We start from the raw sequence: 20,258 nt of genomic DNA on the forward strand, positions 1-20,258 counted from the left end.
AAAATTACATAACAATTGGTTATCAGATACTTACATTTTGATAAAATATCAATTAACTGATAATCAGCATGTTTCATGGTGTTCCATCCCGTTCTGCGGAAAAATGGAACGCATGGCGGGTGGTTATCCGGCTATTTTACCCCCACGCGGACGGTTAAAATCATTAAAGTTTATTTTGTGACGTACCTCAACGGCTTAAATGATGCCCGTCACTTAACTAATCCGCCCGTGGTTGTACCTTCGTTAAAAAACGGTTCCAATTTCCGTTATTAACCCGGTTATCGAAAATTAATAAATATGTGGTGGCAGTACGCTTTGGTTTTTTTGGGGTCGTTTATATTTGATGTGGTGGCCATTCCGTTCCCGCCCGCTTTCACTATTATGATCTTTTTCCAAATAATGTATGGGTTAAACATCTGGACGGTTATTATAATTGGCGTTGCGGGTTCAATTTTAGGCAGGTATGTACTTACGCTTTATATCCCGCTGCTGGCTGGTGGCATCTTTAAAAAATCAAAGAATGAGGACATCCAGTTCCTTGGTGAAAAAATGAAGGAAAAGGGCTGGAAAGGGCAAATGGGTATTGTTGCTTATTCCTTATTGCCCCTGCCCACAACACCGCTGTTCCTGGCGGGCGGCATTGCAAAAATCCGCCCGCTGTATATTATCCCGGCATTTTTTGTGGGCAAATTCACCAGCGACGCTATTACCGTAAATTTAGGTAAGTATGCCTCGGAGCACATCAATACAATGTTCGATACCGTTTCGTGGAAATCGATTGCGAGTTTGATTGTTTGGCTGCTTTTTTTGGGCGCGGTTTTGTTTATCGACTGGCGCACGCTTATACAAAAGAAAACATTTACGCTAAACTTTAGGATATGGAAGCGGCGCAAGGTTGTTAATGATGGGTAGAAAATAATACTTTTACATTCCATTTAATTAACCCCTATGCTAAAGATCAGCCTTGTGCAATTTACCCCCGAATTTGGCGCCCCCGCTAAAAACCTGCAGCACATAGCCGGTTTGCTGCAGGGTGTTGAAACAGATATCATCCTCCTGCCCGAGCTTTGCACTACGGGTTACTCCTTTTTAAACCAGGCAGAAGCACTGGCCGCTGCCGAAAGGCTGGATGGCGAAAGCATTGCTTTTTTTAAACAACTGGCTAACGAACATAAAGCTATGGTGATAGCCGGCTTTGCCGAGCGGGATGGCGAAAACGTGTACAATTCGGCATTGATTGCTTTGCCCGGCGGGGAACTGAAGGTGTACCGTAAAACCCACCTGTTCTTCCGCGAAAAGGTATGTTTTAGCGAAGGTAATTCGGGATTTTTTATCGTCGACCACCCGCTAAAGGATTGTAAAGTGGGCGTGATGGTCTGCAACGACTGGCGGTACCCCGAAGCTGCCCGCAGTCTGGCCCTGCTGGGCGCGGATATCATAGCCTGTCCGTCGAACCTGGTGTCGAATGTGTGGGGAATTGGTATGGCTGCGCGGGCTTTGGAAAATAAAGTTTATGTAGCCGTTGCCAACCGCTGCGGCACCGAAACCCGGCAGATGAACGACGGCAGCACACAATCATTAACCTTTACCGGCGGCTCGGTAGTTTATAACTTCACCGGCGAACCCATTGAACAGGCTGACAAAACTGAACAGCGTGTAACAAGTCTCGAAATAGATCCTTTACTAACCAGGGACAAATTTTTTAACGCTTATAACGATTTGTTGAACGATCGCAGGCCGGAGTATTATTTGGGTTGATGTGATAAAATACCCTTTAACCATATTTGAGACTATAATACAGCCGCAGGCTGTGGCCCTATCCTTCCTTCCCCATATCCAGCCAAACTACCTTCTGCTCGCTTTTATGCGCTTTACCAATAATGTCCTTATACAAATCGGGCCTGCGGGCTTTTCTATAGCGGTAGCCCCCGGCCCGGGTTAATTTATCAGCGGTTATTTCGGCTATAACAAAACTATTGTCCATGGTGCGGCATTCGGCCATAATTTCACCAAATGGGTCGATAATCATGGAGCAGCCGTTTTTCAGTTGATCGTGGTCCATACCGATGGCATTGGCAAATATGGCGTATATCGCATTGTCGTAAGCGCGCGCGGGCAACCATTTCATTAACCATTCGCGACCTTTGGGGCCATCAAATTCGGCGCGCAGAATCTGGGCATTAGCTTCCTTGTCTTTCCACAATCTGGCATCAACAAAACCAGCACCCGGCCGGGTTGATGGTGTGCACATGGTAACATGGGGCATAAAAATAATATCGGCGCCAAGCAGTGCCGTTGCCCTTACGTTTTCGATCACGTTGTTATCGTAGCAAATCAGTATGCCACATTTCCATCCGTACAAATCAAAAACTGTATAGCTGTCGCCTGGAACCAGGTGTGTATTTATAAACGGATGCAGCTTGCGGTGGCTTGCCGCCAGTCCGGTTTTATCAACGCATATGTAGGGTTTGTACAGGTTACCCTCAGCATCCTTTTCGAAGAGGCCCGCCAATATGGTAATATCAAATTCGGCCGCAATTTGCCGCAGTGCTTCAACACTGGGGCTGTCGGTCAGTTCTTCCGCAAGCTCCAGCATTTGGGCTTTTGAAAGTCCTCGTGCGAAGGTGTAACCCGTTATGCAGCATTCGTGAAAGGCAATAACGTTTGCCCCCGCCGCGCTTGCCTGCCGGGCCAGCCTCTTAATAACTGAAAGGTTATAGATTTTGTCGCCGCTTTTATGCTCAAACTGGGCGGTAGCAATTTTGATGATTTCCATGTGTTTTGTTTAATGTTAGTCAAAACTACCCATTGCGACGTGGGGATACTTGGAAGAAACCGACGTTTTGAAAAAAGTCGAAAGTCTTTAGTCGAAAGTCCTAAGTCGAATATTCACTTTTGACTTAAGACTCCCGACTTAAGACTCCTCCCCTACATCTGCATAAAATTAATAGCGAGCAAATTGCTGTTGCTGCGGTATTGTAATGGCGTAACGCCTGAGCTTTTTTTAAACCAGTTATTTAGATGCGCCTGGTCGTAATAGCCGCTGTCGTAAACAATAGCTGCCAGTTTGTCGTCGGGTGGGTGGTTTTTAAGCAGCTTTAAAAAATGCTGCAGTTTAATAACGTCCGCAAACTTTTTGGGGTTGATACCAATATAATGTTTGAATTTGCGCTGCAGTTGCCGCTCGGTAACGGGGATTATTTTCAACAAGCCCTCAACTGTTACAATGCCCTTGTGCTGATAAATCAGGCTGATGGCCTGGTTAAAGGCTGCTTCGGTAGGGTATGCAGCAGTCATTTTTTTCAAAAGGAATTTTTCAATAACGGCGATTATTTCATGGCTGCATTTGGCGCTCTGTATTTGAGCTTCAATCTCGTGCACCTCGCTACCATAAAAATCAATAAGGTTGATGGTGCTGTTATTCAACTCATCTGCCGATACCTTAAATAATGCGTTGATACTGTATGGATGCAAAACCACTACCACCATACCCAGGCTACCAGTCGCCTGCAAATCGTAATAATGGGTTATTTGCCCATATACAAAACTGCGTGGCTGCGTTTGTTGCGCTACATCATTATGATAAAGCTGCTTAAACTGATTTTTATAATGAAATACAATGCCGGGGTTACCATCCGAAAACAAACGGTAGTTTGAATGAATGTTCCGGTCGCTCTCTAAAATTAAATAGTGCTTTACGATGGATGACAGTGCTGCTGTCGGTGGCAATTGCATATGGCGCGGTTTGCTTTATAAAGATAGTCAATTTTTCAGAGTCAAGAGCCAAGATTAAAGAGCCAAGAAAAAAAGTTGCGAGAGCCCCCGGTAAGCTTGTTTATAAAAGCCCAAAACTTTGGTTAACATAGTTGCACGGCATTTGCCCGGCGTTAAATATCTGCAAAACTATTAACTAAACAACCACCCGCATTGGAAGAAACCGACAATTGAACCAGCCGCCCGGCAAATAATACTGGTATAATTTAATAAAGCAAACGAGCAAACATTTTGGAAAACAAAAGGCCACTTGCCGGTATGTGATGTTCGTCATTTTATACCTTAATCTAAACTTATACTTTGGCCGCCGTTACTGTTTTTTATGTCCCAAACTATAGTTAATCCAAAAAAAGGTTACCGTTTATCTGTTCGCTCATTATTTGCCTGGCGTGTTGCCCAAATCAGTGTTTGGTTAGTTGGTGCCTGCATTTTATACTGCCTGCTTTTTTATCCGCGGATCGGTCTTTTGTTATTTTGGAACATACTTATACCCGTAGCACCCGCTTTGCTGGTGGTATTTACCGGCCTGTGGCGTAACATTTGCCCACTGGCAACTACAAACCTGTTACCCCGGCATATGGGGTTATCAAAAGGCAAAAAGTTAACTGCAAAACAATCAGGGATTTTAAATCTGTTGGGGGTAATTGCATTATTTGCTATTGTGCCATTGCGGCATGCCATTTTTAACACCAGCGGCGTTGCCACGGCCTCGTTGATTATGACATTGGTTTTGGTAGGCATTGTATCCGGGCTATTTTACGAATGGAAAAGTGTATGGTGCTCCGGCCTCTGTCCTATACATCCCGTTGAAAAGTTATATGGCGGTAATGTGCTAATGGCGGTGCCCAATGCACACTGTACCAACTGCATGAACTGCGTAGTTCCCTGTCCCGATTCTACGGTTACCACTCACCCCGTGTCGTCAGGCAAAACCATTTACCAACGACTAAGCATGTTTTTAATTACGGGTGGGCTGCCGGGCTTTATATGGGGATGGTTCCAGGTGCATGATGAACAAAAAGCAGGTTTAAATATTCTATTTGTGGCGGTCTATAAAATGCCGCTTATTGGCTTAGCGTTTACACTCACTGTTTTTTTAATCTCAAACGCCATTATAAACCGGAAATTCGAAAAAAAACTGGTGAATTTTTTTGCCGCCGCGGGTGTATCGTGTTACTATTGGTTCCGTATACCAGCTTTACTTGGCTTTGGCAAATCCGGCAGCGAAGGCTTACTGATCAACCTGCGGGGTACGCTGCCACTCTGGGGCACCGAGCTATTGGCCGGAGCGGCCGCCGCCTTCTTTTTTTATTGGCTGGTAGCCCGTAAGCAAAACAATAAAAGCTGGCTCTTACGACCGCCATTTGCCATCAAAAAACAGCGTTTAAAACCCGGCATCACTGTTTGACGGACCCCCACAAACATCGGCGACCTTACTGTTGCTATTACTGGTCCGAAAATTGACAGTTGCCTTGAACTAACTGAACAAATTATGGAACCCTTAAAAGCCCCTCCCATTACCATTAACCCAACCGACGGGCAAACACTGTCGGTAGTTGGCGATAATTACCGCATTTTGATAAGCGGTAAACAAACAAACGGCGCCTTTGCCGTTATTGATATGCTGGTGCCACCCAATGGAGGCCCCGGCCCTCACGCCCATGCAGGTTTCGATGAATCGTTTTATGTGATTGACGGCGAAGTTGAGGTAAAATCACAAGCGGGTACTTATATTGCGAAAAAGGGCGCTTTAGTGAACATACCCAAAGGTGGCATTGTGCACTGTTTTAAAAACAAAACGGATACATTAGCGCACTTACTTTGTACTGTTACGCCGGCCGGGCTGGAAGAAATGTTTTTAGAAATCGGTAAACCGGTTGACGCCGGCACTTTCCTGCCGCCACCACCAATGGACGAAGACAGCATTAAAAAGCTAGTAAACATTGTCGAAAAATACGGTCAAAAGGTGTACCCGCCCGATTTTTTAGGCTAAATACCGGGTAGTGACGTCCCATTTCTTGTAATAAAATGGTTTATATTAGCACTTTAAAACATGTTTAATTTTTAATTAAAGGTTTTGAGCGCCTTATCGCAAGTTTGCGCTTTACAGGCATTTATTAATTACTAACCTAAGTATGCCGCCAGCCGAGAATATCACCAACAGTAACAACTACTATAAAGCAATTTTTGACAATTCGCTTAGTGCCGTATTTTTCACCATCCCCAATGGTACTATTTTGGATGTTAACAAGGCCGCCAGCGATATTTTTGGCTACACCACCGATGAATTCAAAAAGATAGGACGATTCGGCCTGTTTGAATTGGCCGACCCCAACTTTCTTTTATTTTTACAAACCAGGGACCGTGATGGCGCTGCCAAAGGAGAGGCCATCGGTATCAGGAAAAATGGCGAACGTTTCCCTTGCGAAATGTCGGCAGTGGTTTTTAAGGACGATAACGGTGAGCCACGTACCTGTGTTAATTTAATTGATATAACCGAGCGGCGTGCTACTGAAAAAGAAATATTTACCCGGCAACAGCTATTGAATGCCGTAGTTAACAACACTAACGACGGCCTCGCGGTTACAGACAAGGAAGGGCATTTTTTGATATTCAACCAGGCGATGATTGGCTTGCTTGGTAGCGGACCCGTGGACTCCAAAACATATGACTGGTCGAAAAAGTTTAATATATATCAACAGGATGGAGACTCTTTGGTGCCGAACGGTAAGTTACCAATTGTTAGGGCATTGCACGGCGAAAAAATCAAGGATGAGATTTACTTAATTAAGAACCCTGAAAAAGGCAACATTTATTTGTCGATTTCAGCCTCGCCTATAAAAGACGAAAAAGGTGAAATTATTGGTAGTTTGGTTGTCGACCGCGATATAACTAACCAGTTTTTATACCAGGAAAATTTAAAGATAATCAACGATAAGCTGCTCGCCAGCAACGAACGCTTTAACTACGTTGTAAAGGCCACCCATGACGCTATATGGGATATGGATTTAAAAACATACCATATACAATGGGGCGAGGGCTACGAAAAGGTGTTTGGTTACAAACTTGGACAAATGGAAGGCGACTATATTGAGTGGAAAAACAAAATCCACCCCGACGATGTCGACCGGGTAGTTAACAGTATACAGTTTTCGATAACAAACAAAAGCAGCCAAATTTGGGAAGAAGAATATCGCTACGCCAAAGCTGATGGTACCATGGCTTATGTTTACGACAGGGGCTACATAATACACGATAAAGACAACATACCGCTACGCATGGTGGGTGCAATGCAGGATCTTACTGCCCGCAAAAACTACGAAACTGAACGGACACAACTGATTGAAGACCTGATACAGCAAAACAAAAACCTGGAGCAGTTTACGTATATTATATCGCACAACTTACGGTCGCCGGTGGCAAATATTATGGGTTGCGCCGAAATGCTGAAGGATGAAGAACTTGATGCTGATGATAAGGAAATAGCCGTACGGGGCCTCTCGCGGTCTATAACCAAGCTTGATGATGTAATTACCGACCTGCACACCATTCTGCAATCAAAAAACGAACTGAACGAGAAGAAAGAAACAGTAAAGCTTTACGAGGTTTTTAGCGATGTTAAAAGCAGCCTGAATACGATAGTAACACAGGCGGGCGCAACAATAAAAACCACATTCGGGGTAACAGAGATTAGGTCGATCAAGTCGTTTATCTACAGTATATTTTTAAATCTTATATCAAACAGCATTAAATACAACCGCGAAAATGAGCCCCTGGTTATTGAAATCAGTAGCACGCAGAACGGCAATAAATTAATACTGAAATTTAAGGATAATGGGCTGGGCATTGATTTAGCGGCGAAGGGCGGCGATTTATTTGGCCTTTACAAACGTTTTCATAGCCACGTGGAAGGCAAAGGTCTTGGGCTTTTTATGGTGAAAACGCAGATAGAAACCATGAAGGGCAAAATTACAGTAAAAAGCGCACCCGGCGAAGGAACGGAGTTTGAGATTGAATTGCCGGGCGAATAGTTATTGGTCGTCTCTTCTTGACTGGGTGTCTGGATAAATAGTTTAGTTACGCCGTAGACGCGATGCTTCGCGTCTGACGAAGGACAGGTATCACGTAACTTAATTACATCTCACACCCATTGCGAAAATTTATTTGCACGCAGGAGACGCGAAGCATCACTTCTCTACGGCTACATAGATTAATGTCCATTCATTCGCACTACCCCCACGTAATATCCGCAGGATTCACAGTTGCAATAAACTCATTTGCTGCAGCCACTCCTTTTTCAAGCATGCCCCTCATTTCAACAGGATCAAAAGTCAATCCGCCCGGACCACCACCCAATGGCGCAGTCGGCTGGAAGGTGAAAAACTTTATTGGCTGTTTACCCTGGTAAGGGTTCTTTACCTCGGGGATATTAAAGTATTCATCTACCGCATCACTGCTTATGCCGCCGGCTTTCATTTTCGATTTTACGGCCTCGATATAAGTTAGGGCTGTGTTGTATTGCTGCGGGATAATCAAATCATCCTTGGCCACACCGTCCGAAAAAATTCCGATAGTTTTTTGCAAGATGCCAAACAGGTCCCCGTAGCTAACATTGTCGACGGCATCCTCCTCGGGCGACAGCAATATGGTAAAAATTTCGGTCGCACCGTTATCTATTGCCATTTCTATGCCCACGTACTGCTTAACGCCGCCATCAACAAACTGGAAGGTTGGGTTGGGGTCACCGGGCACATCCCTGTTTACTGTGATAGGCTGCATAAACACGGGCTGGCACGCCGAAGCCATTACCGCCCGGCGAAAATGATTGGCATCTACCATGGTTTTTATTTGGTAATTATCGGGTTCAATTGGTGCAGTATCCGTTGTAAATACCACTAACTCGCCCGATTGCATGCAGGTGGTATTGATAAACAGGCGCTTGCCGCTTGCCAACAGGGTGTTGTAACGGTCATCGGTATAATTCTTTCCCAATGTGTTCCATAAGGGTGTGGCATCAAAAATCGACTCATCCCCTATCCTGTCGCCCAGCCTGTTTTGCAGCACGATATCCTTTGTGGTTTGCGTGGTGTAAATTTCCTCCAGCAGCGCCATTTCGTTCATCGCCAGCAGCGGCACTATTAATGAGCCCGTGCTGGTGCCCACATACATATCAAACTTAAGATTGGGATAATTCTCCAATAATCTTTTTACAATACCCACAGCAAAGGCTCCCTTCGAACCGCCGCCGCTAATAACTAAGGCCCTGCTCATATAGGTTTAATTTTAGTTTTTTTACTGATACGGAATCCCAGCGAACTCTGCAGCCACCAGTCGTGCAGGCCATAGTCCCGGTGCAAGGTTATTCCTAAAACCACCAGGTTACCAATGTCGGCATTTATGCCGCCGCCCAGCAAACGCTGCCTGCCCGTACCCCATAAATGGTCGATACTGAGATTGATGTTGCCCAAACTGCCAAATGGCTCGGCTTTAAGTGTTGTTAATTTTATGGATACCGTTGGGCCGAACGCACCCTGCAACTTTTTGTCGGTATAAAACCCATCGGCTATCACACCTCCCCTAATCAAGTTGGTTACAAAGGTATACTGAGAAACCAGTTGGATCCCGCCGGTATAAAGATCCGGCGTATTGCCGTTAAAGGTGGTCACCATACCACTATGCAGTTTTAAATGCATAATAAACTCCTTCGGAAATTCAGGATCCTGGGCCAATAAACGAATGGAAAATAAAAGCAGCAGGAGTGCCAGGCTAAATGCTTTCATAGGATTAAAGTTTAGTTAAATAAATGTAGGTAACAATTATTTAACTTACAATACCATCCATATTTTATTTTTTAATTAATGGTTTGTCCGTTTACATGCAGGTTTATCAGGCAGAGGCTTTTACTGCCACGAATCTGATTTTTTAAATCGTATTTTTGAAAAGTTCAATAATGGCACCAGGGAGACTACAATCAACTTTTATTTGTTTAATAATTCTTGTGTTTTTACAGGTTAGTTCGGATGCAACAATTCTCCGCCTTAAAAACTGTAAAAAAGCAATACATCAAAAAACAGCAAAGAAAAAGAAACCCGGTTTTGTTGCCACTACAATTCCATATTCACAAGCGAACTGTAACGACATAAACTGGGCGTCGTGGGGAAGTTTTACAGGTGCGAGCGCGACAGGTACCATTAACGATGCAAACGGAAGCCTCGTTAACGTAACAATGACGTCGAATTTTGACTTTGGCTCTACTCCCGGAATTTACAATTACTCAAAATTCAGCACTTACCCTTCGCCGATACCCGATGCACAAGTTCCGGAAACAACTTGGTCGAAGGGTGCCGGCGGGACCACTACAATGTGCTTTTCAAAAACTGTTACTAACCCTGTGTTGTTAATAGCATCACTTGGAAGTTCGGCCGGCATAAGCAGCAAACTCGATTTCTCGCTCCCTTATGTAGTTTTGTTCGATGGTGGAAATATGGTATATAACAGCAGCACTTCGTTAACCGGCACCGAGGGGTACGCGATCATTATGTTTCCGGGTGATTTTACCTGCGTCACCATAAACTCAACAACTGAAGAGTTTTATACCAATATTACCTGGGGCTTACGACCGCCTCCTTTCCCAATCAATATAAACGAGGGAACTAATAGCTGCGGCAAGGTTGTGCTCACTGCCGACGGCGGCGTAACCTACTTGTGGAACGACGGCGATACCCCGGATAAGGCTACAAATACATTTCATCAAAGTGGGACGTACATTGTTACCGTTACTAATTCGGCAGGCTGCACAACGTCAGCCTCAAAAATTGTGACAGTTAATCCTGATGGTTCGCCACCAGTAATTTCTCAAACAGCAAGTAGCTGTGGCAGTATTACGCTTACAGCCAGCGGCGGTGTGTCTTATTTGTGGGATGGAGGCGATACTCCGGGCAGCCCTACAAACACTTTTCGTCAAAACGGCACTTATACTGTAACAACTACCAGTGCCGGGGGCTGTATTGCGTCTGCTTCAAAAACAGTTACTATTGCGGCGCCCCCAGTACCCGTCATTTCGGGCAATACAACAGGCTGCGGTAGTTTAACGCTTACGGCGGGCGGGGGGGCATCTTATTCATGGGATGGCGGCGACACGCCCGGGCAACCGGCAAACACATTTCATCAAAGCGGCACTTACACGGTATTGGTAACTGATGCTAACGGATGCTCTGCTTCTAAGTCCACAACAATTACTGTTAATCCTGATGCTGCTGCGCCGGTAATTTCGGTTACAGCAAGCACATGTGGCAGCGTTACGCTTACAGCAACCGGCGGCACATCTTACCTTTGGGATGGCGGTGACACACCCGATAAGCAAACGAATACCTTTCATCAAAGCGGCACTTATACGGTAAACGCAACCAATGCCGGCGGCTGTACTATGCCCGCCTCAAAAACTATCACGGTTGACGTGCCTCCTATTTTAACTATTTCGGGTAACACCACAGATTGCGGCGGTGTAACACTAACAGCTGGCAGCGGCGCTGCATCCTACGCTTGGGATGGTGGCGATACCCCGGGCAGCCCGGCAAATACCTTTCATACCAGCGGGACTTATAACGTTTTGGCTACATACGCCAACAGTTGCACAGCAACGGCAGCGGTTACGGTAACTGTAAATCCTGCTGTGTCGCCTTCCGTCAATATCAGTGCCAGCCCGTCAACGGCTGTTTGTTCAGGCACCCCTGTAAGTTTTACTGCAGGCGCAGTAAACGGCGGAAACTCGCCCTTACTTCAATGGTACAAAAATAATATACCGGTGGCGACGAGTGCTACTTATACGGTAACCGACCCTCTAAATAATGACATCATTGAATGTAATTTAACCAGCAACGCATTGTGTGCTACGCGTTCAGTTGTGAGCAGCAATACCATTACTTTAGTGGTAAATGCAATCCCAACAATAAGCATCAGTCAGGAAGTGATTGTGAACGGCTCGGATCCTGTCAGGATAAACCCAATAATTACCGGTGACATAGCAAAATACCAGTGGACACCAACTGCCGGGTTAGATGACCCGACTGTACCAAACCCGCTGGCGGCGCCAGACTATACCACGACTTATAAGTTAACTGTAACAACCGCTACCGGGTGCGAAGCTTCGGCTTTGGTAACAGTAAAAGTGTTAAAAAATGAAATTGTAATACCCAACACATTTACGCCAAATGGCGATGGCATTAATGACACATGGGATATTACTTACCTTTCGGATTACAAAGATGCAACCATCGACATTTACAACAGGTGGGGCCAACATTTATTTCACTCAATTGGTTATTCCAAAGCCTGGGATGGTACCTATAACTCAAAACGGTTACCGGCAGGCACCTACTATTACGTTATTGACCTTAAATATAATAATTACAAACGCCGGAGCGGTTGGGTGGCAATTTTGAAGTAAACCAGGCATTAAACGCACCCTTTTTACCACCGGTGCCTCTTTGAAAGACCTGGCGGCAACAGAAAAATACTTTTTGTCGATGTAAAAGTATTACACATTCACCTAAAAACTGTCTGTTCTTTTCCCTATCTTGCCTCAATAAACATTATCCCGCAATGAGGTTTGTAAAAGCTTTTATAGCCATATTTTTCACAATTGCACTTATCGTGGTGCTGGAAACAAAAATAGGCGATATTCCGGCCATGGGTATATTCCTTAACCCTTCAACCGGTTTCTGGCAAAATGCTGAAAGCAAAAATATTCTGCCTGCTGAAAAATTGAAGCTAACCGGCCTGCAGGATGAAGTCATCATCAAATACGACGACCATCGCATCCCCCATATCTTCGCCAAAAACGACCACGATCTTTACTACGCCCAGGGCTTTGTGACCGCCCGCGACCGCCTGTGGCAAATGGATATACAAACCCGCAGTGCAGCGGGTCGTTTATCCGAAGTTGTAGGCCCAAAAGCTTTGGAGATCGACCGTTATCACCGCCGCATGGGCATGGTTTACGGCGCCGAAAACGGGCTTAAGGGCATTATGGCCAACCCACAAACGCGCACCATGGTACTGGCTTATACCGAAGGGGTAAACAGTTACGTGCACAGCTTATCTCCAAAGAGCTATCCTATTGAGTTTAAGTTGCTGAATTATGCCCCGGAAGAGTGGAAACCCATCAACTGCATATTTTTATTAAAGCTGATGTCGGAAACATTGGCCGGCGGGTCTGACCAGTTTGCCATGACTAATAACCTGCGCGTTTTTGGCGCAAAAGCCATTAACGACCTTTTTACAGATTACCCTTTTCATGAAGACCCCATAATGCCTGTTGGCACCAAATGGAACTTTAAGCCGCTGCCTATCCCAAAACCATCAGCGGGTTATTTGGCGCAGATGACTGAAAATATCAAACCAAGAGAAAAAGTTGATGGCATTGGCAGCAATAACTGGGCAATAACAGGCAGCAAATCGGCCACCGGTTATCCCATTTTGGCTAACGACCCGCATTTAAATTTAACTTTCCCGGCAATATGGTACCAAATACAGTTATCATCGCCAACCGGGAATGTAAACGGGGTTTCGCTGCCGGGTGCTCCTTGTGTAATTATTGGCTATAACCAAAAAATAAGCTGGGGCGTTACCAATGTTGATGCCGACGTGCTCGATTGGTACCAGGTAAAGTTTAAGGACAATACTAAAAACGAATACTGGTATAACAACAAATGGAACCCGTTAAAAAAACGAGTGGAAGTTATAAATATCCTCGGCCAGGCGCCTGAGGTCGACACTGTGCTGTACACCCATCATGGCCCGGTAGTTTATGAAACAAAGGCAAAAAAACCTAAGGACGAGTTTGAAAACATACCGGTTGGCGATGCCCTAAGATGGATAGCACACGATGAGTCGAACGAGTTTTTGACTTTTTATAACCTTAACCGGGGTAGAAATTATGCCGATTACCGCGAAGCACTTACCCATTTTACCGCCCCCGCACAAAACTTTATTTTCGCCAGCAATGACAATGATATCGCCATAACGCCAAACGGTAAATTCCCCCTAAAATATAAAGAGCAGGGCAAATACATTATGGATGGCAGCGACCCGGCAAACGACTGGCAGGGCTGGATACCCGCCGACCAAAACCCAACGGTAAAAAATCCGCCGCGCGGCTTTGTAAGTTCGGCCAACCAGTCATCAACCGACCCATCTTATCCATATTATATTAACTGGCGCTTCGAGCAATATTACCGTGGCAAACGCATAAACGACAGGCTTGGCGCCATGCAAAAAGCCACTGTCGACAGTATGCGTATAATGCAAATGGATAACTATAGCATACTGGCGCAGGATGTATTGTCGGCAATGATTAAATACGTCGACCCAACCAAATTGAGCGACGACCAGGCAAAGGCATTCAACATCATAAAAAAATGGGATAAGCATTATGCCGCCAATTCAATAGGTGCCAGTATTTTTGATAATTGGTGGCGTAAGTTTTATCTCCTGGTATGGGATGATGAGTTTAATATTAAGGGAACCTATTTAAAATATCCATCGTTCGACGAAACTGAAAAGCTGCTGCTTACCGACCCCGGTTCAAAATGGTTCGACAACACCAAAACACCATTAAAAGAAACCTGCGCGGATATGGTAAACCATTCGTTTTATACTGCTGTCGACGAGTTAACGCGCAACAATGGCAAGCCCGGCGATAAATGGCAATGGGGAATGGTAAAAGAAACGTTTATAAATCACCTGGCGAATTTACCGGGATTTGGCACCGGGAAATTTTTCGCTGGAGGGCGCGGCGGCGTGATTAATGCCCTGCGAAATAATAATGGCCCAAGCTGGCGCATGGTGGTACAAATGGGACCAACGGTTAAAGGCTATGGCGTTTTCCCCGGCGGCGAATCAGGCAATCCCGGCAGTTTTTACTACCGCGATATGTTTGATACCTGGAAAGACGGCAAATTGAATGAATTGCTGTTTTTAAACTCGGCTGATGAAAATTCGGGGAGAGTGAAATCGACACTTGTGCTTAACAAAAAATAAAATATCAACAAAAATTAAAAAGTCTCCCCCTTCAGGGGGAGATTTAGAGGGGGCTAAATATGCTATTTTTCATCATACTGATATTAACCTTTGCCAGCGGATTCTTTTTGCCCTGGTGGGTAATTGCCATTGCGGCATTTTTACCGGCGCTGTTTATCGGCAAAACCCCGGCGCGGTCATTTGGAGCCGGCTTTGCGGCAGTGTTTATTACGTGGACGGTACTAGCACTTTTCAAAACCGTGCCTAATGATAATATACTGGCTACCCGGGTTGCCAGCCTTTTCCAATTGCCTAGCTGGATACTTTTACTGCTGATAACTGCACTGATTGGCGGTATAGTTGGTGGGATGTCGGCGCTGTCGGGGATATTGCTGAAGCGTGCCCTTGCAAAAAAACAATAAACAAAAACGCCCTGGTAAAAGTACCGGGGCGTTTTTGTCATAAAAAGACAACCTTTTACCTTTATCCTTTCATCTCCTCAACTACAAAGCCGTTAACGCAGCCTTCAACCCCGTAACTGCTTCCGAATCATTTTTATTGGTATCAAAAATCTCCTTCGAGGTTATATCAGAACCGTAAAAATTGGCATTAGCAGTTTTATCGATACCCAGGTTTGAGCCATTTATGCTGATTCCCGCAAACAAACCCCGGCTGCGCGAATAGGAATAAACCTCGGCGTCAAGCTTGTAATCCGTATTTGCTGAAGTGCTCCTGCCAACCGGTCCTGCCGCTGCCGAAGCATCGCCCCCAATGGTAAAATCGCCATTTTTAACTTTGGCCAGTACGCCCTTATGACGAAACACCAAAACCAAATCGACAGATTGCACACCGATTTGTGCGCCTATGCTGCCACCTGTCATGGTGATAAATACCGGATCGCTCCATTTGCCATCGCTCAATCTCACCATAGCAACTCCCCTGCCACGTTTACCGCCAACAACAAAGCCTGCATTTATTAATTTGGGCACTATTACTACGCCCTCGCATTCTGATAGTAGGTTATGGGGGATGCTTTCCTTTATTTTACCAAAATCCTTTAAAACGTTCGACGCAGCGTGCAAACGTTCAGTTTCTTTACTGCCATCAGTAAAAGCAGAGCTGGCTATAAAAAAGATGCTGAGTGCCAACGACAGCACTAAAAATTTGATTGATTTCATTATTGTGTTTTTAAGCAGATTAAATTTGTGCGCAAATATTATTGTTATAACCCTGAAATTTCAGCGTTGTTTGCAGGGGATTAATGGATTTTACCGATTTGTGACAACTGTCATTTATTTTCAAATCAACCCGTCATCAAATCTTCAAATCAACATTATCTTTGCCCCAATGAACAAGCAGCAGGTATTTTCAATCGATAACGAACAGGCATTTACAAATATTGCCTTGCAGATTTTTAAATACCAGGCCGAAAACTGCAAAGTTTACCACGATTTTATAACAGGACTAAATATTAATCCAGGTAATATTAACAGCATACAGCAAATACCTTTTTTACCTATTGAGTTTTTTAAATCGCATAAGGTATTAAGCTCAAACCAGCCTGCAGAGGTAACTTTTACCAGCTCGGGCACCACAGGCATGATAACCAGCAGTCACCTGGTAACCGATGTTAGCTGGTATACCGAAAGCTTTCGCAGGGCTTTTAAATTATTTTACGGCGATATTGAGGAATACACTATTCTTGCATTGCTCCCGGCGTATCTTGAACGCGAAGGGTCGTCGTTAATTTATATGGCCGATGACCTTATCAAACAGTCAAACAACCCGGATAGCGGCTTCTATTTATACAACTACGATGAACTTCACCATCAGCTTAAAAAACAGCAGGCAGCGAAAAAGCCTACACTGTTACTAGGCGTTACCTTTGCCCTGCTTGATTTTGTGGAGCAATACACACTAAACTTCCCCGAATTGATAGTGATGGAAACCGGTGGCATGAAGGGCCGGCGCAAAGAAATGATCCGGGAAGAACTGCATCTGCAACTATGTGATGGATTTGGCGTGAACGCCATCCACTCAGAATACGGCATGACCGAATTGCTATCGCAGGCTTATTCAAAAGGCGATGGCATTTTTAATTGCCCGCCATGGATGAAGATCATCACCCGCGACGCCAACGACCCGCTGGATTTGCTGCAAAATGATAAAGCAGGTGGTATAAATATCATCGATTTGGCAAACATCAATTCGTGCTCGTTTTTAGCCACACAGGATTTAGGGAAAGTTTATGCTGATGGCTCTTTCGAAGTATTAGGCAGGTTTGATAATTCTGATATAAGGGGCTGTAATTTGCTGATTGCGTAAACTTAACTTACTACTAACATAATATTATTATTTTTGCACCATACTAACTGGTATTACGATGATTGAGAAATTTTTGAACGAAGAACAGGACCCCAAAGCGGTTGAGAAAATATACATGCGCTTAACCGACCTGCTTACCACCGGCGAAGAAATAATATACATTGCGGTTCAAAAAAAACCTATAGTAAACTTATTCCCTGATTGCATTGCGTTAACCAGCAAACGTGTTTTGTTTTTTACCCCTGCAAACCTGGGCCTGTCGATAAAATTTGTTGATTTTGTTTGGAAAGATATCGTCGATGTTTATACAAAAGAAGAAATTATTGGCGCCATATTCAGTGTAAAAACCACCAATGGCGCCGAAATGGGGGTTGATTACCTGCCAAAGGTACAGGCCCGCAAGCTATACCAATACGCACAAGAACGTAAAGAATCAGAACGCGAAGCCCGCCGCCTGCGCGACCTGGAAGACAAACGTGCCGAAAGCGGAGCCATGCAATTTGAGCATGCCGCACAACTTTCATCGCAACAACCCGTAACCCCGGTTGCGCCTATACCGCAACAGCAGGAGCCCGTTCATATACCGGAAGCAGCCACAGCACCCATTGCCCAGGCCCCAAAACCGGATGAGCTTACCGAAAAATTGAAAAAATTAAGGATGCTGTTTGATAACGGCCTAATCTCGCAGGAGGAATACAATCACAAGAAATTAGATTTGTTGAATGACTTGTAATGTTCATTAGTTCACTGGTCATTAGTTCATTGGTGGACTGCCACAGATTTACAATTGAATTAATGAACCAGATACCAATGAACCAGTGAACAAATGAACCGATGAACTAAACTAACCTGCTGTCAAAATCAAAAGATTCTGTATTTATTACTTTTACCTTTTTCATATCCGGGTGCATTGGATTAAGCAGGTAATTATACTCTTCAGGCACAATTGCAGAGGGGACTTTCAACATAAAATATTCCTGCTTTTTTAAAAAATCGTCACCAATTCGGGCTAATATTTGAGGCGGGGAAACGTCTTTCCAGTCTTTTGGGAGAATGTCGGTTGTAATGGTTAGTATGTGTTTATCCGGCACTTCAACCTCCACCAGACAAAAATCATTAGGAACCATTAGAGGCTGCAAGTGCACCAATACCTCGAGCATTGCCAGTGAGCAGGACGATGCCAGGTATGTCGCAGGTTTACCAATACTATTCCATCTGCCACCAAACAAGCGTGCGCCGGTGCCGCTAAGGTCGTTGGCATAAGTGCATCGTGCAATGCGATAAAGTATCATCAGGAATTAAGCAAAAATACCGTGCTCAATGCGGCCCAATTCACGAAAAACCATATCAAAACCCGCTGAAGTATCAAGAATGGTAACAGGGGCTTCACCATTAAAGATTAAGCTTGGGGCTTTTATCCAAAGTTTAAATTTATCAATGGAGCCAAATACTTCCTCGCCGCGGGTATACAGGCGGGCAAGCTCTACGGCTTTCTCGGCATATTCGGTTTTTATAATATCATCATCATCGTAGCGTTGCAAAGTGCGCTCACTAATGTGTAGGATGTTTGCTAACTCTTGAATGTTCAGCGAGATTTTTTTTGCAAGGGTCATCAGCACAAGTTTGGAAAAACCCGTTCTTGCTACCTTTATTGCATCAAACCCCATAGGGTTAAATTCTTTGACACTCTTTGAGAGTATACCGCTAAATAAGTCAAATCGACTTGGGCTTATGGCATATTCTACCATTGGCTCACTCACGATGTTTGGAACATCTTCACGTTTTGTTTTATGCGACATATAGACAAATATAATTACCATTTGTCGCAAAACAAAATTTATTCAGCAATAATTAAAAAATAGTTTTTCTTACCTTTTTGAGCAACCAGGTATTTACCGCTTATTAAATTATCATTATTGTAAGTATCATCTGCCGAATTGATTTTCAGCTTATTGATGGCTGTACCGCCACCCTGTATCATTTTTTTGGCTTCGCCTTTTGATGGGAAAACCGATGTGTGCGCCGCCAATAAATCGACAATATTGATTCCTTGCTCCAAATCGGTTTTGTTGATGGTAAAATTAGGCACACCTTCAAACAAACCAAGCACCTCATCGTCATTCAGTTCGCCTAAAAACTCAATACCAACATTGCCAAATAAAAACTCAGACGATTTAATTGCCTTTTCGTACGCAGCTTCACCATGCACGCGGATAGTAATGTCTTTAGCTAAAGCTTTTTGCAGCACACGCAAATGTGGCGCAGCATCCTGTTCAGTTTCTAAAGCTTTTATAGTTTCTTCGTCAAACAAAGTAAATATCCTTACATAAGTTTTGGCGTCATCATCGCTTGTGTTTAACCAAAACTGGTAAAATTTATACGGCGTTGTTTTCTCCGCATCAAGCCAAATATTACCGCCTTCAGTTTTACCAAACTTCGTTCCGTCCGATTTTTTTATCAGTTGGGTAGTTAAGGCAAATGCCTCGCCTGAGCCCTTACGGCGCACCAATTCGGTACCGGTAACAATGTTACCCCATTGGTCCGAGCCACCCATTTGAAGGGCACAGTTATGGTTTTTCCATAAGTAGTAAAAATCATAGCCCTGTACCAACTGGTAGGTAAACTCGGTAAAAGACATGCCGGTTTCGCCTTCCAAACGTTTCTTAACCGAATCCTTGGCCATCATGTAATTAACGGTGATGTGCTTGCCAACCTCGCGGATAAAATCAAGGAACGTAAAATCCTTAAACCAATCGTAATTATTTACCATTTGGGCGCTATTGGCCCCGCAATCAAAGTTGAGAAATTTCTCTAACTGTCCTTTTATGCCTGCCAGGTTTTTCTGCAGTACATCTTCAGATAGCAAATTGCGCTCCTGCGATTTGCCTGATGGATCGCCCACCATGCCGGTGGCGCCGCCAACAAGCGCAAAAGGCTTGTGCCCCGCGCGCTGAAAATGTATCATGGTCATGATTTGGGCCAGGCTGCCCACATGCAGCGAGTCGGCCGTCGGATCAAAACCTATATAACCCGATACCATTCCTTTATTTAACAGTTCTTCGGTTCCGGGCATAATATCATGCAGCATACCCCGCCAGCGTAATTCTTCAACAAAGTTCATTATGTGTTCAATTCAATCC

Annotated in this window: 18 protein-coding genes; 10 read left to right on the forward strand and 8 right to left on the reverse strand. The window is 44.5% G+C overall.

Annotated elements, in window-relative coordinates:
- The first annotated feature begins 297 nt into the window (after positions 1–297).
- Both NAF19_RS00215 and NAF19_RS00220 read left to right on the forward strand, forming a co-directional pair.
- Positions 298–912: a hypothetical protein gene (locus NAF19_RS00215; protein WP_252787719.1), complete on the forward strand. Its 615-nt coding sequence runs from the start codon at positions 298–300 to the stop codon at positions 910–912.
- Between the two features lie 36 nt (positions 913–948).
- Positions 949–1,758, forward strand: a complete 810-nt coding sequence (locus tag NAF19_RS00220; RefSeq protein WP_252787720.1) for a nitrilase-related carbon-nitrogen hydrolase — start codon at positions 949–951, stop codon at positions 1,756–1,758.
- Between the two features lie 58 nt (positions 1,759–1,816).
- Here the strand turns inward: NAF19_RS00220 and NAF19_RS00225 are convergent, their stop codons facing one another.
- Both NAF19_RS00225 and NAF19_RS00230 read right to left on the reverse strand, forming a co-directional pair.
- Positions 1,817–2,776, reverse strand: coding sequence for a nitrilase family protein (locus tag NAF19_RS00225; protein WP_252787721.1), 960 nt, complete (start codon positions 2,774–2,776; stop codon positions 1,817–1,819).
- A gap of 152 nt (positions 2,777–2,928) precedes the next feature.
- The gene (locus tag NAF19_RS00230) at positions 2,929–3,735 is read right to left on the reverse strand and encodes a helix-turn-helix domain-containing protein (protein ID WP_252787722.1); all 807 of its coding nucleotides are present in this window, start codon (positions 3,733–3,735) and stop codon (positions 2,929–2,931) included.
- Positions 3,736–4,096: 361 nt separating this feature from the next.
- Here NAF19_RS00230 and NAF19_RS00235 point away from each other — a divergent pair, with 361 nt between their 5' ends.
- The 3 genes from NAF19_RS00235 (at position 4,097) to NAF19_RS00245 (ending at position 7,805) form a co-directional block, all read left to right on the forward strand.
- Positions 4,097–5,182 (forward strand): hypothetical protein, encoded by a 1,086-nt coding sequence (locus tag NAF19_RS00235; protein WP_252787723.1) that lies wholly within the window; start codon positions 4,097–4,099, stop codon positions 5,180–5,182.
- Positions 5,183–5,266: 84 nt separating this feature from the next.
- Positions 5,267–5,767, forward strand: a complete 501-nt coding sequence (locus tag NAF19_RS00240) for a cupin domain-containing protein (RefSeq protein ID WP_252787724.1) — start codon at positions 5,267–5,269, stop codon at positions 5,765–5,767.
- A gap of 142 nt (positions 5,768–5,909) precedes the next feature.
- On the forward strand, positions 5,910–7,805 hold the full coding sequence (locus NAF19_RS00245; RefSeq protein ID WP_252787725.1) for a PAS domain-containing sensor histidine kinase: 1,896 nt from the start codon (positions 5,910–5,912) through the stop codon (positions 7,803–7,805).
- Between the two features lie 199 nt (positions 7,806–8,004).
- On the opposite strand, the gene NAF19_RS00250 is transcribed toward NAF19_RS00245, so the two are convergent.
- Positions 8,005–9,045: a patatin-like phospholipase family protein gene (locus NAF19_RS00250; RefSeq protein ID WP_252787726.1), complete on the reverse strand. Its 1,041-nt coding sequence runs from the start codon at positions 9,043–9,045 to the stop codon at positions 8,005–8,007.
- Positions 9,042–9,554 (reverse strand): hypothetical protein, encoded by a 513-nt coding sequence (locus NAF19_RS00255; protein ID WP_252787727.1) that lies wholly within the window; start codon positions 9,552–9,554, stop codon positions 9,042–9,044. Before NAF19_RS00255 ends, NAF19_RS00250 begins: the two co-directional genes overlap by 4 nt.
- Before the next feature lie 155 nt (positions 9,555–9,709).
- Here NAF19_RS00255 and NAF19_RS00260 point away from each other — a divergent pair, with 155 nt between their 5' ends.
- The 3 genes from NAF19_RS00260 to NAF19_RS00270 all read left to right on the forward strand — a co-directional run bounded on the left by NAF19_RS00260 (position 9,710) and on the right by NAF19_RS00270 (position 15,215).
- Positions 9,710–12,220: a T9SS type B sorting domain-containing protein gene (locus tag NAF19_RS00260; RefSeq protein WP_252787728.1), complete on the forward strand. Its 2,511-nt coding sequence runs from the start codon at positions 9,710–9,712 to the stop codon at positions 12,218–12,220.
- Between the two features lie 155 nt (positions 12,221–12,375).
- Entirely contained in the window at positions 12,376–14,814 is a 2,439-nt protein-coding gene (locus NAF19_RS00265; protein ID WP_252787729.1) for a penicillin acylase family protein, read from the forward strand.
- Positions 14,815–14,873: 59 nt separating this feature from the next.
- Positions 14,874–15,215, forward strand: a complete 342-nt coding sequence (locus NAF19_RS00270; protein ID WP_252787730.1) for a hypothetical protein — start codon at positions 14,874–14,876, stop codon at positions 15,213–15,215.
- An 81-nt stretch (positions 15,216–15,296) separates the two neighbouring features.
- Here the strand turns inward: NAF19_RS00270 and NAF19_RS00275 are convergent, their stop codons facing one another.
- Positions 15,297–15,971, reverse strand: a complete 675-nt coding sequence (locus NAF19_RS00275; protein WP_252787731.1) for a lipid-binding SYLF domain-containing protein — start codon at positions 15,969–15,971, stop codon at positions 15,297–15,299.
- A 169-nt stretch (positions 15,972–16,140) separates the two neighbouring features.
- On the opposite strand from NAF19_RS00275, the gene NAF19_RS00280 reads away from it, so the two are divergent.
- Positions 16,141–17,118, forward strand: coding sequence for an acyl transferase (locus NAF19_RS00280; RefSeq protein ID WP_252787732.1), 978 nt, complete (start codon positions 16,141–16,143; stop codon positions 17,116–17,118).
- A gap of 58 nt (positions 17,119–17,176) precedes the next feature.
- A complete protein-coding gene (locus NAF19_RS00285) occupies positions 17,177–17,851 on the forward strand; it encodes a PH domain-containing protein (RefSeq protein WP_252787733.1) in 675 nt (224 codons plus the stop codon).
- Between the two features lie 106 nt (positions 17,852–17,957).
- Here NAF19_RS00285 and NAF19_RS00290 read toward each other — a convergent pair whose 3' ends face one another.
- From NAF19_RS00290 to tyrS, 3 genes are read right to left on the reverse strand one after another with little or no spacing between them, the layout of a single operon-like run.
- Complete coding sequence (locus NAF19_RS00290; protein WP_252787734.1) at positions 17,958–18,410, reverse strand: RES family NAD+ phosphorylase; 453 nt, start codon at positions 18,408–18,410, stop codon at positions 17,958–17,960.
- Between the two features lie 6 nt (positions 18,411–18,416).
- Entirely contained in the window at positions 18,417–18,917 is a 501-nt protein-coding gene (locus NAF19_RS00295) for an Xre family toxin-antitoxin system antitoxin (RefSeq protein ID WP_252787735.1), read from the reverse strand.
- Positions 18,918–18,955: 38 nt separating this feature from the next.
- Complete coding sequence (gene tyrS / locus NAF19_RS00300) at positions 18,956–20,239, reverse strand: tyrosine--tRNA ligase (RefSeq protein WP_252787736.1); 1,284 nt, start codon at positions 20,237–20,239, stop codon at positions 18,956–18,958.
- Positions 20,240–20,258 lie beyond the last annotated feature (19 nt).

The organism is Mucilaginibacter flavidus, from assembly GCF_024055575.1.
In the GTDB taxonomy this organism is placed as follows: domain Bacteria; phylum Bacteroidota; class Bacteroidia; order Sphingobacteriales; family Sphingobacteriaceae; genus Mucilaginibacter; species Mucilaginibacter flavidus.

Excerpts from the sequence above, each read along its gene's own strand:
- NAF19_RS00215 (WP_252787719.1), top strand. The coding sequence starts at position 298 with ATGTGGTGGCAGTACGCTTTGGTTTTTTTGGGGTCGTTTATATTTGAT.
- NAF19_RS00220 (WP_252787720.1), top strand. The coding sequence starts at position 949 with ATGCTAAAGATCAGCCTTGTGCAATTTACCCCCGAATTTGGCGCCCCC.
- NAF19_RS00225 (WP_252787721.1), bottom strand. The coding sequence starts at position 2,776 with ATGGAAATCATCAAAATTGCTACCGCCCAGTTTGAGCATAAAAGCGGC.
- NAF19_RS00230 (WP_252787722.1), bottom strand. The coding sequence starts at position 3,735 with ATGCAATTGCCACCGACAGCAGCACTGTCATCCATCGTAAAGCACTAT.
- NAF19_RS00235 (WP_252787723.1), top strand. The coding sequence starts at position 4,097 with ATGTCCCAAACTATAGTTAATCCAAAAAAAGGTTACCGTTTATCTGTT.
- NAF19_RS00240 (WP_252787724.1), top strand. The coding sequence starts at position 5,267 with ATGGAACCCTTAAAAGCCCCTCCCATTACCATTAACCCAACCGACGGG.
- NAF19_RS00245 (WP_252787725.1), top strand. The coding sequence starts at position 5,910 with ATGCCGCCAGCCGAGAATATCACCAACAGTAACAACTACTATAAAGCA.
- NAF19_RS00250 (WP_252787726.1), bottom strand. The coding sequence starts at position 9,045 with ATGAGCAGGGCCTTAGTTATTAGCGGCGGCGGTTCGAAGGGAGCCTTT.
- NAF19_RS00255 (WP_252787727.1), bottom strand. The coding sequence starts at position 9,554 with ATGAAAGCATTTAGCCTGGCACTCCTGCTGCTTTTATTTTCCATTCGT.
- NAF19_RS00265 (WP_252787729.1), top strand. The coding sequence starts at position 12,376 with ATGAGGTTTGTAAAAGCTTTTATAGCCATATTTTTCACAATTGCACTT.
- NAF19_RS00270 (WP_252787730.1), top strand. The coding sequence starts at position 14,874 with ATGCTATTTTTCATCATACTGATATTAACCTTTGCCAGCGGATTCTTT.
- NAF19_RS00275 (WP_252787731.1), bottom strand. The coding sequence starts at position 15,971 with ATGAAATCAATCAAATTTTTAGTGCTGTCGTTGGCACTCAGCATCTTT.
- NAF19_RS00280 (WP_252787732.1), top strand. The coding sequence starts at position 16,141 with ATGAACAAGCAGCAGGTATTTTCAATCGATAACGAACAGGCATTTACA.
- NAF19_RS00285 (WP_252787733.1), top strand. The coding sequence starts at position 17,177 with ATGATTGAGAAATTTTTGAACGAAGAACAGGACCCCAAAGCGGTTGAG.
- NAF19_RS00290 (WP_252787734.1), bottom strand. The coding sequence starts at position 18,410 with ATGATACTTTATCGCATTGCACGATGCACTTATGCCAACGACCTTAGC.
- NAF19_RS00295 (WP_252787735.1), bottom strand. The coding sequence starts at position 18,917 with ATGTCGCATAAAACAAAACGTGAAGATGTTCCAAACATCGTGAGTGAG.
- tyrS (WP_252787736.1), bottom strand. The coding sequence starts at position 20,239 with ATGAACTTTGTTGAAGAATTACGCTGGCGGGGTATGCTGCATGATATT.